The 12,685-nt window shown below is 70.1% G+C and carries 12 protein-coding genes; 4 read left to right on the top strand and 8 right to left on the bottom strand.

What is annotated here, in order from left to right; genetic code table 11:
• Window positions 1-63 precede the first annotated feature (63 nt).
• From ACFWHU_RS13265 to ACFWHU_RS13255, 3 genes are all read left to right on the top strand, one after another.
• Window positions 64-1,389: a glycosyltransferase gene (locus tag ACFWHU_RS13265; RefSeq protein WP_387224935.1), complete on the top strand. Its 1,326-nt coding sequence runs from the start codon at window positions 64-66 to the stop codon at window positions 1,387-1,389.
• The gene (locus ACFWHU_RS13260; RefSeq protein WP_387224933.1) at window positions 1,386-3,479 is read left to right on the top strand and encodes a glycosyltransferase family 39 protein; all 2,094 of its coding nucleotides are present in this window, start codon (window positions 1,386-1,388) and stop codon (window positions 3,477-3,479) included. Before ACFWHU_RS13265 ends, ACFWHU_RS13260 begins: the two co-directional genes overlap by 4 nt.
• A 184-nt stretch (window positions 3,480-3,663) precedes the next feature.
• Window positions 3,664-4,482 (top strand): TetR/AcrR family transcriptional regulator, encoded by an 819-nt coding sequence (locus ACFWHU_RS13255; protein ID WP_385796720.1) that lies wholly within the window; start codon window positions 3,664-3,666, stop codon window positions 4,480-4,482.
• A 57-nt stretch (window positions 4,483-4,539) separates the two neighbouring features.
• Here ACFWHU_RS13255 and ACFWHU_RS13250 read toward each other — a convergent pair whose 3' ends face one another.
• The 4 genes from ACFWHU_RS13250 to ACFWHU_RS13235 form a co-directional block, all read right to left on the bottom strand.
• Window positions 4,540-5,010, bottom strand: coding sequence for a PPOX class F420-dependent oxidoreductase (locus tag ACFWHU_RS13250; RefSeq protein WP_385796722.1), 471 nt, complete (start codon window positions 5,008-5,010; stop codon window positions 4,540-4,542).
• A 10-nt stretch (window positions 5,011-5,020) separates the two neighbouring features.
• A complete protein-coding gene (locus ACFWHU_RS13245) occupies window positions 5,021-5,848 on the bottom strand; it encodes a YceI family protein (RefSeq protein WP_385796725.1) in 828 nt (275 codons plus the stop codon).
• Between the two features lie 174 nt (window positions 5,849-6,022).
• Complete coding sequence (locus ACFWHU_RS13240) at window positions 6,023-8,545, bottom strand: MFS transporter (RefSeq protein ID WP_387224931.1); 2,523 nt, start codon at window positions 8,543-8,545, stop codon at window positions 6,023-6,025.
• 14 nt (window positions 8,546-8,559) lie between these two features.
• Window positions 8,560-9,120: a MarR family winged helix-turn-helix transcriptional regulator gene (locus tag ACFWHU_RS13235; protein WP_387224930.1), complete on the bottom strand. Its 561-nt coding sequence runs from the start codon at window positions 9,118-9,120 to the stop codon at window positions 8,560-8,562.
• Window positions 9,121-9,388: 268 nt separating this feature from the next.
• On the opposite strand from ACFWHU_RS13235, the gene ACFWHU_RS13230 reads away from it, so the two are divergent.
• Entirely contained in the window at window positions 9,389-9,595 is a 207-nt protein-coding gene (locus ACFWHU_RS13230; RefSeq protein WP_385796730.1) for a hypothetical protein, read from the top strand.
• 149 nt (window positions 9,596-9,744) lie between these two features.
• On the opposite strand, the gene ACFWHU_RS13225 is transcribed toward ACFWHU_RS13230, so the two are convergent.
• The 4 genes from ACFWHU_RS13225 to ACFWHU_RS13210 all read right to left on the bottom strand — a co-directional run bounded on the left by ACFWHU_RS13225 (window position 9,745) and on the right by ACFWHU_RS13210 (window position 12,606).
• The gene (locus tag ACFWHU_RS13225) at window positions 9,745-10,629 is read right to left on the bottom strand and encodes an RNA polymerase sigma factor SigF (RefSeq protein ID WP_385796732.1); all 885 of its coding nucleotides are present in this window, start codon (window positions 10,627-10,629) and stop codon (window positions 9,745-9,747) included.
• Between the two features lie 221 nt (window positions 10,630-10,850).
• The gene (locus ACFWHU_RS13220) at window positions 10,851-11,795 is read right to left on the bottom strand and encodes a SigB/SigF/SigG family RNA polymerase sigma factor (protein ID WP_387224929.1); all 945 of its coding nucleotides are present in this window, start codon (window positions 11,793-11,795) and stop codon (window positions 10,851-10,853) included.
• 256 nt (window positions 11,796-12,051) lie between these two features.
• Window positions 12,052-12,345, bottom strand: coding sequence for a Dabb family protein (locus ACFWHU_RS13215; protein WP_387224928.1), 294 nt, complete (start codon window positions 12,343-12,345; stop codon window positions 12,052-12,054).
• A gap of 96 nt (window positions 12,346-12,441) precedes the next feature.
• Complete coding sequence (locus tag ACFWHU_RS13210) at window positions 12,442-12,606, bottom strand: hypothetical protein (protein WP_187280354.1); 165 nt, start codon at window positions 12,604-12,606, stop codon at window positions 12,442-12,444.
• Between the last annotated feature and the right edge of the window lie 79 nt (window positions 12,607-12,685).

The raw sequence follows: 12,685 nt of genomic DNA, 5'->3' as shown, positions 1-12,685 counted from the left end.
CTCACAGCCGCACCACAGGCTCACCACACCGCCGTGACAGCCTGACCGCCGAGTGTCGGCCGTATGCGAACCGACACCGACACCCCGTGGGGCAGCCTCCCGGCCAGGGAACATCTCCCGGTCGAAGTGCTCGACGCGAGGGCCCCCACCGGCGTCCCCGTGCTCGACGTGACCATTCCCGTCCACAACGAGGAGCGGGACCTGGAGTCGTGCGTGCGGCGACTCCACGACCACCTCGCCCGCACCTTCCCCTACCGCTTCCGCATCACCGTCGCGGACAACGCCAGCACCGACCGCACGCCCGCCGTGGCGGCCCGTCTCGCGGCGTCGATCCCCGAGGTCACCGCGTACCGGCTGGAGGAGAAGGGGCGCGGGCGGGCGCTGCGTACCGTCTGGTCGCGCTCCGACTCCCCCGTCCTCGCCTACATGGACGTCGATCTGTCCACCGATCTCAACGCGCTGCTGCCGCTCGTCGCGCCGCTGATCTCGGGCCACTCGGACCTGGCGATCGGCTCGCGCCTCGCGCGCTCTTCGCGCGTCGTACGGGGCCCCAAGCGGGAGTTCATCTCGCGCGCCTACAACCTGGTCCTCAAGTCGTCGCTCTCCGCGCGCTTCAGCGACGCGCAGTGCGGCTTCAAGGCGATACGGCGCGAGGTCGCCGAGCGGCTGCTGCCGATGGTCGAGGACAGCGGGTGGTTCTTCGACACCGAGATGCTGGTGCTCGCCGAACGGGCCGGGCTGCGGATCCACGAGGTGCCCGTCGACTGGGTCGACGACCCGGACAGCCGTGTGCACATCGTCAGTACGGCGGTCGACGACCTCAAGGGAGTCTGGCGGGTCGGGCGCGCGCTCGCGGTCGGCGCGCTGCCGCTCGACCGGCTCGCGCGGCCCTTCGGCGACGACCCCAGGGACCGCGAGATCGGCGGTGTGCCCGGTGGGCTCGCGCGGCAACTGGTCGGCTTCTGCGTCGTCGGCGCGCTGTCGACCCTCTTCTATCTGCTGCTCTACTCCCTTTTTCGTACGGCCTCCGGGGCTCAAGCGGCCAATGCTGCCGCGCTGTTGGTGTCGGCGGTCGCGAACACCGCGGCGAACCGCCGGCTGACGTTCGGTGTACGGGGCCGGGAGCGTGCCGTACGCCACCAGGCCCAGGGCCTCGTCGTCTTCGGTATCGGGCTCGCGCTGACCAGCGGCTCGCTGGCCGCGCTCGACGCCGCGTCCGGGAACCCCGCCCACGGCACGGAGTTGGCCGTACTGATCTCCGCCAACCTCGCCGCGACGGTGCTGCGCTTCCTCCTCTTCCGGGCGTGGGTCTTCCCCGACCGGCGCGGCGGCGACGAACGGCCCACGGTCCGGAAGGACATGAACACCCGGGAACGGAGCGCCCGATGACCCAGGCCCTCGCCACCGGCGCACCTGCCGCCGGACCCACCCGCCACGCCCCGTCCCTTCTCGCGCGACTCCGCCGCGGCAGGCCCGAGGACGCGCCCTGGGTACGTCCCGCCCTCCTCGGCCTGCTGCTCGCGGCGCTGGTCGTCAACCTCTGGAGTCTCGGCGACTCCGGCTACGCCAACTCCTTCTACTCCGCGGCCGTCCAGGCCGGCGGCGAGAGCTGGAAGGCCCTCTTCTTCGGCTCCTCCGACGCGGGGAACTCCATCACCGTCGACAAGCCCCCGGCCGCGCTGTGGCCGATGGCCCTGTCGGTACGGCTTTTCGGTCTCGGCTCGTGGCAGATCCTGGTGCCCGAGGCGCTGATGGGTGTCGGCACGGTCGCCGTGCTGTACGCGGCCGTACGCCGCCGCTTCAGCGCGTCGGCCGGGCTCGTCGCGGCCGGTGTGCTGACGCTGACGCCCGTCGCCGCGCTGATGTTCCGCTTCAACAACCCGGACGCGCTGCTCGCGCTGCTGATGACGGTCAGCGTCCACTGCGTGCTGCGGGCGCTGGAGGGGGCGCGGACGCGCTGGCTGGTGTGGGCGGGGGTCGCGATGGGATTCGCGTTCCTGACGAAGACGCTCCAGGCGTTCCTGATCCTGCCGCCGCTCGCGCTCGTGTACGCGGTGTGCGCGCCCACGACCGTACGCCGCAGGATCGGTCAACTGATCGCCGCCGGCCTGGCGTTGGTGGTCAGTGCCGGTTGGTGGGTGGCGATCGTCGAGCTGTGGCCGGCCGCGTCCCGCCCGTACATCGGCGGCTCGCAGAACAACTCATTCCTCGAACTCACCTTCGGCTACAACGGACTTGGCCGTATCAGCGGCGACGAGCCCGGCAGCGTCGGCGGAGGCGGGGGTGGGGGAGGCGGCCCGCGCAGCGGTGAGACGGGGCTCGGCCGGATGTTCGGCGACAGCATCGGCGGTCAGATCTCCTGGCTGCTGCCCGCCGCCCTGTTCCTGCTGGTCGCCGGTCTCGTGCTGACCCGGCGGGCCCGGCGCACGGACCTGGCCCGTGCCTCGTTCCTGGTCTGGGGCGGTGCGCTGCTCATGACGGCGGGGGTCTTCAGCTTCATGGCGGGGATCTTCCACGAGTACTACACGGTGGCGCTCGCTCCGTACATCGCCGCCCTGGTCGGTATGGGCGTGACGCTGCTGTGGGAGGAGCGCGCCAAGGCCCTCGCGTCGGCCGCGCTGGGTGTGACGGTCGCGGGGACGGCCGTCTGGGCGTTCGTACTGCTCGGCCGGACACCGGACTACCTGCCGTGGCTGCGCTGGGCCGTCCTGGTCGGCGGGGTGATCGCGGCGCTCGCGCTGACGGTCGTGGGCCGGATCGGGCGGGAGGGGCGGTTCCGCACCCTCGCACCCCGGCTGGCGGTGGGCGCCGTCGTGCTGGCGGTCGCGGCGTCGCTGGCGGGCCCGCTCGCGTACACGCTGTCCACGGTCAACACCCCGCACACGGGCTCGATCGTGACGGCGGGTCCGGCGGCGGCGCGCGGCGGGTTCGGCGGCGGTGGCGGTCCTGGTGGCGGCCCCGGCGGTGGTCCCGCGGGCGCCGGTGGCGGCGATGACGGTCCCCGGGGCCAGCGGCCCGGCGGCGGCCAGGCTCCTCCCCAGGGTGGCGGGGCTCCGCAAGGCACCGGAGGTGGTGGCCGAGGTGGCGGCAGTGGTGGTGGCGGTATGGCCGGACTGCTCGACGGCCAGGCCGTCGGCTCCGAGGTGGTCGCGGCGCTGAAGAAGGACGCCGGTGACTACACCTGGGTCGCCGCGACGGTCGGCTCCCAGAACGCCGCGATCAGCCAACTCGCCGCCGAGGAACCGGTGATGGCGATCGGTGGCTTCAACGGCAGCGATCCGTCCCCGACGCTCGACCAGTTCAAGAAGTACGTCGCCGACGGCGAGATCCACTACTTCTTCGGAGGAGGCGGCTTCGGCGGCGGAGGCGGCGGCGGTCAGGACGGTACGGCTTCGTCCATCTCCACCTGGGTGCAGTCGACGTTCAAGGAGGTCACCGTCGGCGACACGACCCTCTACGATCTGACCGCCGCAAGGTAGCTATACGACGTAAGAGAGTTTCTGTACGGTGTGCGGGGCCGACAGGCCCCGTACACCGTAGAGGAGTCTCCGCACGCCTTCGCCGCGCTGCTGCTGCGCCGTGCCGAACGGGCCGACCGGCAAAGTTGCCCGCGGCATAGCATCAGATCCGCACGAACGGGGCGAGTAACCGAGGAGGCTCAACATGGAGTCGGCAGCCGACAAGGCCAACCAGCCCCGGCGGACGAGCGTCTGGCTGGAAGGGAAGCCCGCTGCCCGCGGCCGTAAGAGCGAACGCTCCGACCATCCCACCGGACTCGACCGGGACCGGATCATCTCGGTCTCGGTACGGCTGCTCGACGCGGAGGGGCCGGAGAAGTTCTCCATGCGGCGACTGGCCGCCGAGCTGGGCGTGACGGCCATGTCCCTGTACTGGTACGTGGACACCAAGGACGACCTCCTCGAACTCGCCCTGGACTCCGTCTTCACGGAGATCGGAGTCGCGGACCATGAAGCGGAGGACGGGGCGGGGGACGAGGCGGACGACGCGCCGGACCCCGACTCCGACTGGCGCGACGACCTGCGCGCCATCGCCGGCAGCTACCGCGCCCTCCTGGTCCGCCACCCCTGGGTCTCGGCGCTCGTCGGCAAGTTCCTCAACATCGGTCCGCACTCGATGGAGTTCTCCGCCGCCGTGCTGCGGGTCATGCGCCGTACGGGACTGCCCGCGCACGGCCAGACGGGCGCGCTGGCCTCCGTCTTCCAGTTCGTCTACGGCTTCGGCACGATCGAGGGCCACTTCGTCCAGCGGTGCGCCGAGGCGGGTATGACGCAGGAGCAGTACTACCGGCACGCGATGGGACGGATGAGCGAACAGCAGGAGTACCGGGGCCGGTTCGAGCAGACCGAGGAGATGATGGCGGCCCGTGGCGGCGACACGGTCGAGGAGATGCGCGAACGGGACTTCACGTTCGCGCTCGAACTCCTCATCGCGGGCATCGAGGCGATGCGGGCGCGGGGCTAGGTCCGCCGGACAGGCCCCTAGATCCGCCGGACAGGGCCCGGGCCGCCGTCGGCACCCCTACTCCGGCGGAGCCAGCCTCGCCGGGAACCCGCCCGTCGCGATCGGGCTCCAGCGCTCCGGAGTGATGCGGATGATCGACTTGCCCTGCCGCACCATCGCCTCGCGGTACTCGTCCCAGTCCGGGTGCTCCCCCGAGATGTTGCGGAAGTACTCGACCAGCGGCTCCACCGACTCCGGGACGTCCAGCACCTGAGCCGTACCGTCGATCTGCACCCACGGCCCGTCCCAGGTGTCCGACAGGACGATCACGCTCGCGCGCGGATCACGCTTCGCGTTCCGCGTCTTCGCCCGCTCCGGGTAGGTGGAGACGACGATCCGGCCCGAGTCGTCCACGCCGCAGGTCAGCGGCGAGCCCTGGGGACGGCCGTCCGAACGGGTGGTCAGCAGGATCGCGTGATGCCTCGGCCGGACGAACTCCAGCAACTCGTCGAGCGCCACGGTGGTGTTGGTCGCGATGTTGGGTGCCATGCCTCGCACCCTACGACGCGACCGTGTCCGCCGGACCGACCTCCCGCACCGCCTGGATGTCGAGTTCCACCCGCAGCGTCGTGCCGATCATGGACATCCCCGTCTGCACCACCTGGTTGTAGTTCATGGCGAAGTCGCTCCGCCGAAGCTCCGTCGTCGCGCGGAAGGCCGCCCGCTCACCGCCCCACGGGTCGGCCCCGGTCCCGAGGTACGACATGTCCAGCGCCACCTTCCGAACGACTCCGTGCAGCGACAGTTCGCCCCGTACCGTCCAGCGGTCCGGACCGGCCTGGCTGACCCCCGTGCTGTGGTACGTGATCTCCGGGTACCGCTCCGCGTCCAGGAAGTCCGGCGACCTGAGGTGCTTGTCCCGCACCCCGTTGCCGGTGTCGATGCTCGCCGCCTCGATGACCGCGTCGACGCGGGAGTGCTCCGGCACCGCCGCGATCGCGATCCGGCCGCCGAAGTCGGTGAAACGGCCCCGCACGCTGGAGATCCCGAGGTGCTGCGCGACCGTGGCCACGGAGCAGTGCGCGGGGTCCAGGTGCCACACACCGGGCGGCGGCAGTTCGACATTGCCCTGCCGGATCAGGACGACCGTCCCGGCGTCGGCGACACCGCTGGAGGTGACGAACGCGGTGGCGGCGGCGGGCGCGTAGCCGACGGCCGTCACGATCACGGTGTACGGCCCCGGCGCCAGTCTCACGTCGGAGGCCACCAACCCGTCGGCGTCCGCGTCGGCGCGCACCACCTGCGCGCCGGTCCGGTCGGTCAGGGTCACGGCGGCGTTCTGGACGGCCCAGCCGTCCGGTGTCCGTACCTGTGCGCGAAGTCCCATCCCGTACATCTCCTCGGTCGCAGTTCTCGTGAAGCTCGTCCGGCCAAGAATCGGGCCCCGGCGCGGTGGTGGCACGCCGTCCCCAGGCTGCCACCCCCGCACCGGGGCCCCTTCCGCCGGACGCGGGCGCGCCTCCGCTCGGGAGCGCGCCCCGTCCGGGGGCTTCGACGGGCGTTACTCGCCCGGGTGCGTGAGCTCGACATCGTGGCCGTCTACCCCGTGCCCGGCGACGGTCAGGGCGCCGGCCACCGGCGGGTAACCGGTCGCTATGACCGTGTACTCGCCCGCGTCCAGGTCCGCGAAGCCGTACACCCCGTCGTCCCCGGTCGTCGCCGTGGCGACGACGTTCCCGGCAGCGTCGATCAGCGTGACACGCGCGTCCGGCAGCGGACGCCGGTCGGCTCCCGCCCGGACCGTGCCCTGGACGAGCGCGCCCGACCGCAGAACGGCCTCGACACGGGTCACGCCCTGGGCGCCGATCTCCACCGGCAGGGCCAGCGGCCTGAATCCGCTCGCGTTGACGGCGACGGTCACCGAGCCCGGCAGCAGCTCAGCGAAGGCGAACTCGCCCCGCTCGGCGGACTTGCCGGTCGCCAGCACATCACCGCGTACGTCGGTCACGATGACCATCGCGCCCTCGACGGGCAGGTCGCCCTCCTCGCTCCGTACGGAGCCGGTGAGGCCGCTCGTACCGACGAGCAGGATGTCGTACGCCAGCGGCTCCGCGCCGACGGCCACCGTCGCGGCCTGCGGCTGGAAACCGTCGGCCGAGGCGATGAGGACGTACGAGCCGGGCTCCGGCGCGTCCACCTCGTAGCCGCCGCCGTCCGCGGCGACCGCGCGGCCCAACTGACGCCCGGCCGGGGAGATGAGGGTGACCGCGGCCCGTGGCACGGCCCCGCCCTCGGCGCCGCGTACGAGGCCGTGGATGGGGATGCCGCCGCCGGGTGCTCCCGTGACCGAGCCCGTGCCCGTACCGGTGCTCGCCTCGACGGCCACCGGCGTCTCCATACCGACATCGACGCCGCCACCGACACCGATGGCGACCGGTACGACCGACTCCACCGGAACGACCGGCGCGCTCTCCAGGCTCTCCTCCGCGTCACCGGCGGCGCGCGTCTTCAGCGCGACCTCCTTGATGAACAGCGTGATGAGGAAGGCGAGCAGCGCGGCCGGCGCCGAGTAGAGGAAGACGTCGGCGACGCCGTGCCCGTACGCGGCCTCGACGACGGTCCGCATCGGTCCGGGCAGCGCGTCCAGGTTCGGGATGCCTCCGCCGCCCGTACCGGCGTGACCGGCCGCCGCGGCCTCCGGGCCGAGATCGGCGAGACCGTCCTTGACGTACGAGGCGACCCGGTGACCCAGCACCGCGCCGAGCGCCGAGACGCCGATCGCGCCGCCGAGGGAGCGGAAGAAGGTGACGACGGAACTCGCGGCGCCCAGGTCCTCCGGGGAGACCTGGTTCTGCGTGCACAGGACCAGGTTCTGCATCATCATGCCGATGCCGAGGCCCATGATCGCCATGAAGACCGCGATGTGCCAGTACTCGGTGTCGTACCGGATGGTGCCCAGCAGCCCGAGGCCGGCCGTCACCAGCACACCACCGCTGACCAGCCACGCCTTCCAGCGCCCCGTCTTGGTGATGATCAGGCCCGAGACCGTCGAGGAGAGGAAGAGCCCGCCGATCATCGGGATGGTCATCACGCCGGACATCGTCGGCGACTGGTCGCGCGCGAGCTGGAAGTACTGGCTGAAGAACACCGTGCCCGCGAACATCGCGATGCCGACGAACAGCGAGGCCAGCGAGGCCAGGGTGATCGTGCGGTTGCGGAAGAGGCGCAGCGGGATGATCGGCTCGTCGGCCCGCGACTCGGTGAAGAGGAAGAGCGCGCCGAGCACGACCGTGCCGGCGAGCATCGCGTACGTCTGCCAGGAGACCCAGTCGTACTTGTCACCGGCGAAGGTGACCCAGAGCAGCAGCAGCGAGACGGCCGCGCTGATGAGGAACGCGCCGGTCCAGTCGATCTTGACCTTGCGCTTGACCACCGGGAGCTTGAGGGTCTTCTGAAGCACGATCAGCGCGACGACGGCGAAGGGGACGCCGACGTAGAAGCACCAGCGCCAGCCGAGCCACGACGTGTCGGTGATGACACCGCCGATGAGCGGGCCGCCGACGGTGGCGACGGCGAAGGTCGCGCCGAGGTAGCCGCTGTAGCGCCCGCGCTCACGCGGGGCGATCATCGCGGCCATGATGATCTGGGCGAGCGCGGTGAGACCGCCGACGCCGATGCCCTGGATGACGCGGAAGACGATCAGCATCCCCGCGCTCTGGGACAGTCCGGCCGCAGCCGACGCGACCACGTAGAGGGTCAGGGCTATCTGTACCAGCAGCTTCTTGCTGAACAGGTCGGCGAGCTTGCCCCACAGGGGAGTGGTGGCCGTCATCGCCAGGAGCGACGCGGTCACCACCCAGGTGTACGCGCTCTGTCCGCCGCCGAGGTCGGAGATGATCTCGGGCAGGGCGTTGGTGACGACCGTCGAGGAGAGGATCGCCACGAACATGCCGAGCAGCAGACCGGAAAGCGCCTCCATGATCTGACGGTGTGTCATCGGCGTGCCGGGTGCGGCGGCGGGGGAGCCGCCGCCGTGCTTGGCGTGGCCGCCCCGTACACCCGTTGGTGTGGTGGTCGTAGCCATTGAATTCCTTTGTCTTAACCGTCTTGACTCTGTCGCCGCGCGGGCGTCTCTCGCGGTGCGGCCTCAGGTACGGGTGAGGGGGTGGGTACGGGTGCTGCGGGTGAGGGTACGGGTGCGACCGCGGGGCCGGAACCGTAACGGCCGGGCCGACAGTCGCCGAAGTCCTCACGCAGGCGCGCCAGCATGGTGTTCAGCTGTCCGACCTCGTCGTCGGTCCAGTCGGACAGCGTGCGGGCGAAGATCTCGGTCGTCCGTCGCGCCAGTTCGTCGAGCAGTTCGCGGCCGGCCGGTGTGAGCCGCAGGATGCGGGACCGCCGGTCGGCGAGGTCGGGCGCGCGCTCCATCCAGCCGCGCTCGGCCGCGTGTGCCACATGCCTGCTGGTCACGGACATGTCCACGGCCAGCAGCTCGGCGAGGCGGCTCATCCGCATCTCGCCGTGCCGCTCGAGCAGGGTCAGTACGGCGGCCGAGCCGCCCGGACAGTCGGGTGGCAGGACGCGGGAGAGTCCCCGTTTCACGGCGCCTATGGCACTGAGCTGGCGGGCCAGTTCCGCGTACTGACTCTTGGCGGCCATGACCCCTCCGAGAAGACACCGCGTGCCTGTTGCACCTATGTTGTTGCTTTGGGCAACCATAGAAGCGGTTGGTTGCTGAAGGCAAACTAAAAGAGGTCATCAGCGGTAAAGGAACCCAAAAGGCTTCGCATATGCGAGGTCAATGGTGCGCAGGGGGCGGGAGAGGACCGGGAGAAGCTCGGGAAGAGGCATCTTCACGGGCCCTGACATGCCTTCGGTCGGCCCCGGGGGTTGGGCGGGGTCACGGTGTTCGCTAGGGTCCTGGCACATGGCACACAACCCCCATGCCCCGCAGGGCCCCGAGGGAAATCCCGACCCCGCGGGCAACACCCAGATGTTCCGCGCCTTCGTCGACGAGGGTGAGCCACAGCGTCGACAGGCACCGGAGCCGAGCGGATCGAAGACCGGACTGATCGTCGGCGTCGTGGCCGTGATCGCGATCCTGGCCGCGGTCGCCTGGCTCGCGCTCGGCTGACCACGGACGGACAGACTCCGGGACCGGTCCCACCCGGCCGCAGGTCCCACTCATACGGTGGCGCTCCGCTCCATGCGGGGCGCCACCGCTGCGACGACCACCCGAGGCTGTGCTCCGCGACGGGGCCGTGCTCGCGGTGACGCCCGCGATCAGTCCGCGATCAGCCCTTCCCGCAGCTGTGCGAGCGTGCGGGTCAGCAGGCGTGAGACATGCATCTGCGAGATGCCGACCTCCTCGCCGATCTGGGACTGCGTCATGTTCGCGAAGAAGCGCAGCATGATGATCTGCCGCTCACGGGGCGGGAGTTTGGCCAGCAGCGGCTTCAGCGACTCCCGGTACTCCACGCCCTCCAGGGCCGTGTCCTCGTACCCCAGACGGTCCGCGAGCGAGCCCTCGCCTCCGTCGTCCTCGGGGGACGGGGAATCCAGCGAGGAGGCCGTGTACGCGTTTCCGACCGCGAGGCCGTCGACCACGTCCTCCTCCGACACACCCAGTACCAGGGCGAGTTCGGGGACGGTCGGCGAGCGGTCCAGCTTCTGCGCCAGCTCGTCGCTGGCCTTCGTGAGCGCCAGCCGCAGCTCCTGGAGCCGGCGCGGCACGCGCACGGACCACGACGTGTCGCGGAAGAAGCGCTTGATCTCGCCGACGACGGTCGGCATCGCGAACGTCGGGAATTCCACGCCCCGTTCGCAGTCGAACCGGTCGATCGCCTTGATCAGGCCGATCGTGCCGACCTGGACGATGTCCTCCATCGGCTCGTTGCGGCTGCGGAACCGGGCCGCCGCGTAACGCACCAGTGGCAGGTTCAGCTCGATGAGGGTGTCACGTACGTAGGTGCGCTCCGGGCTGTCCTGGGCGAGCACGGCGAGCCGCAGGAAGAGGGAGCGGGACAGAGTGCGGGTGTCGATGGCTTCCGGCTGGGACACGCGCGGTTCGGCCGCACGGTCGAGAGCATCCGGCGCATCCGGCGCATCCGGTGCCTGCTCGCTCTTGTTGAGCGTGAGCACCTTCGAGCTGCCCTGTTCTACGGACATGCCACCCCCTTGAGGTCGCTGACGGTCGCGGTGGCCGCTCCCGTCGAAGGAACGCAGCCTCCACCTGAATACCGGCGGTGGGGCTGCGGCAAACGCGGTTCCAGCAGAATGTCACATGTCGTCAACACGCTGTAGCGCCAAGTCGACATATCTGCACCGGAATATGGGGGTATGCGAATTTGCTGCCGGTGGGGGCGCTGCGGGGTTACTACCCGGAAGAGCTACGCCTCGATCCTGTTTGCGGATCGCAAACGCGCGAAGCTCCGCGCCAGGAGCCTTGACACATGCATCTGGGAGACGCCGAGTTCCTGGCTGATCTGTGACTGCGTCAGGTTGTTGTAGTAGCGCAGCATCAGGATCCGCTGTTCCCGCTCCGGCAGTTGTACGAGCAGATGCCGGACCAGATCGCGGTGCTCGACACCGGCCAGCGCCGGGTCCTCGTAGCCGAGCCGGTCGAGCAGGCCGGGCAGTCCGTCGCCCTCCTGGGCGGCCTCCAGTGACGTCGCGTGGTACGACCGGCCCGCCTCGATGCAGGCGAGGACCTCCTCCTCGGAGATCTTCAGCCGCTCGGCGATCTCGGCGGTGCTGGGCGAGCGGCCGTGAGCCGTCGTCAGATCCTCCGTGGCGCCGGTGACCTGGACCCACAGCTCGTGCAGCCGGCGCGGTACGTGGACGGTGCGCACGTTGTCGCGGAAGTAGCGTTTGATCTCGCCGACGACGGTGGGCATCGCGAAGGTCGGGAACTGTACGCCGCGGTCCGGGTCGAACCGGTCGATCGCGTTGATCAGACCGATCGTGCCGACCTGGACGACGTCCTCCATCGGCTCGTTACGGCTGCGGAAGCGGGCGGCGGCGTACCGCACGAGCGGCAGATTCGCCTCGATGAGCGCGCTGCGGACCCGGGTGTGCTCCGGGGTGCCGCGTTCCAGATCCTTGATCTGCGAGAAGAGGAGCTGTGTCAGCGCCCTGGTGTCGGCGCCCCGTGTCTGTGACGTCGACGGTCGTGGATCGGTCTCGCTCGGGGTCTCGACGAGGCTGGGGGGCCCGTTGGGGCTCGGGGGCTCGGCGAGAGGGGTCTCGGCCCCGTTCTCGGCCCCGTTCTCGGACCTGGTTTCGGCCTGGGGCTCTGCCTGGGGCGCGGCTCGGGGTTCGCTCTGGGGCGGCATTTGAGGCGTTGTACTGGCCGGCACGGTCACGCCACCCCTTTGCGGTCAACTACGGTCAACTCATCCGTCAAAAGCGGTCATAGCATCACAAGACATGCCCACTGTGTGCAAGCACCAGAAAACTCCGTGTTGACGAGGAATGCGCTGCTCACGCTCGAAAAGCCCCACACCGATGAGGCGTGGGGCCGGGAGGGCGACGGGAGAGCCGCAGGGGAGCGTCAGTGGAGCCAGGGGCTCGAAAACCGGTCGGAATCGATCAGAACTCGTAGTCGGCGATCACCCAGGTGGCGAATTCTCGCCACTGTCCGACGCCCGCCTGATGGTCGGGGTGCTCCAGATAACGGGTGAGCGCGTCCGCGTCCGCGACCGCCGAGTTGATGGCGAAGTCATAGGCGATCGGCCGTTCGCTGATGTTCCATCCGCACTCCCAGTGCTCCAGCTCCGGGATCTTGCCGCCGAGCTCGGCGAAGGCGCGCGCGCCGGCGACCACCCGCTGCTCGTCGCGGGAGACACCCTCGTTGAGCTTGAAGAGGACCAGGTGGCGGATCAAGGCGGTCTCCCGGGGGTGCGGCGGGCTGGAAGGTGAGCGGCGCGGGCCGCCCGGCGGTTGGCGCGGTTACGGCGCCTTAGGCCGTGCCCGCCGTGGCTACTGTACGAGCTCGGTCATGAACTCGCCGACGCCCTCGGCCGCGCTGGCTATGCCCTCGAACCCCACCTGGACAAGATCGGCGGACCGTTCGGGTGAAGTGATGATCGTATAAAGCACGAAGACAATGACCAGATAGAGCACGAGCTTCTTCGTTTGCACCATCAGCGCTGCCTTCCCTGCCGTCCCCAGTGCGATCGCGTGAGTCTAACCGTACGAATGGGCCGCTTCGGAGAACGATTTC

Source organism: Streptomyces sp. NPDC060366, from assembly GCF_042725135.1.
GTDB lineage: Bacteria > Actinomycetota > Actinomycetes > Streptomycetales > Streptomycetaceae > Streptomyces.
Note: the sequence above shows the minus strand (reverse complement) of the source record. Positions and strands in the feature narration are given on the sequence as shown.